Raw genomic sequence first — 1,352 nt, 5'->3', positions numbered from 1 at the left:
GCCATGGTATGACTGCCTAGTGGAAGATTAAAAGTGATAGTTAAGGCCGAGATAGATTTGGTTTGACTTTTTGAAATCAAACTCGTCATCGTATTTGTTTTTATTGAGGCGTTGGTGTCTTAACCCTAACTCAACGTCTACATCTTCGTTTAAGTTAACACCTGCACCAATAAATGCGGCAGTCATTAGTCCAGATTTGGAGGTTTGACTTTTTTCGGTTTCGTAGCAATAGCTGCTATTACTGCATTCGGTTATCGCCTTATGCTTGAGCGTGTCTTTATAATGACCGACTTCCAATCCAGCAAAGCTATAAAGAGTAGCACTGATCGAATACTTATATTTTCCGCCTAGACCGAAGGTATCTATATGACGTTTGGTTTCTGAACGGTCTTTCAAGGACGTAAACGTAGAGCCTCCCAAATCATAAAAACCATACATGTCGATACTATGGCTGCCATGCTGATAAACGTTTTTCCCGATGTTGATCGATGTTGTTGACACTTCATCAAAGTCTGCACCTGACGGCGAGTCAGGATGACTGCTCCATCCTTCTGCTATGTCCCAATGCCTTATTTTCGGTGATTTGGCGTCTGTAAAAATAGTGTTGCCGTGTTTAAAACCAATAAAGTAACGATTTTCTTTATTTTCTTTTGCATTGACACTCATCGCAGAGGCTGATGATGTTAATGCTAAAATAACGAGCATTGAATGTTTTTTCATGATTTACACCCCTGATTGTTATAGGGCTGCAGGGTACTCAATATAAAGGGCGATGAATGTCACTTTTTTGTCTGTCTATGTCGACAAGTGGTCAATGGATGTCGCCATCAAGGTAATGCGCTGAAAAATAAGGTTCAGGATCGTGACAAACCACCGACAGAAGTCGATGCGCAGATGATTTAGTATCATGATATCGTCTGGTTCTGCATAAGCATTATCTGCATGAGCACTATCTGGACAAGCAGCAAAGGCTGTCTATTCATACTCATCATTCGCGTTTTAAGGTACGGGCATGCGCAGAATATATATTGAATTCTATGTGGGGCTAGTGGTTGTTTTTTTTATCACCATGACCTCTTTTTTTGTCTTTGAAGAGGGCGTGCTCGGTGATTATGACGCCATACTCGAACAAAGAAGAGCGGATGGCATTGTAGATATGCTCGATGCCATTGAAGCGACGTCTGGTACAGAGGCTGCCTTGCAGGTACTCCGAGGCTACGTTGACAAGGTCGAATTAGAGCTGGATGTGTACAACACGCACACTGTCCCGGCAACTGTTGCAACCTATTTTAACCAGCAAAGCCGTGAAGCTGATGTCTTTTACGATGATGAAGACACGCTATGGCTAACGC

At 42.5% G+C, this 1,352-nt stretch carries 2 protein-coding genes; one reads left to right on the top strand and one right to left on the bottom strand.

Annotated elements, in window-relative coordinates; all coding sequences use genetic code 11:
• Positions 1-27 precede the first annotated feature (27 nt).
• Complete coding sequence (locus BZG79_RS15620; protein WP_077774868.1) at positions 28-720, bottom strand: outer membrane beta-barrel protein; 693 nt, start codon at positions 718-720, stop codon at positions 28-30.
• A gap of 292 nt (positions 721-1,012) precedes the next feature.
• Between BZG79_RS15620 and BZG79_RS15615 the strand changes: the two genes are divergently transcribed.
• On the top strand, positions 1,013-1,352 hold a 340-nt coding region (locus BZG79_RS15615), incomplete at its 3' end, for a hypothetical protein (protein WP_199878071.1).

It is taken from the genome of Salinivibrio sp. MA427, assembly GCF_001996115.1.
Lineage (GTDB): Bacteria > Pseudomonadota > Gammaproteobacteria > Enterobacterales > Vibrionaceae > Salinivibrio > Salinivibrio costicola.
Note: the sequence above shows the minus strand (reverse complement) of the source record. Positions and strands in the feature narration are given on the sequence as shown.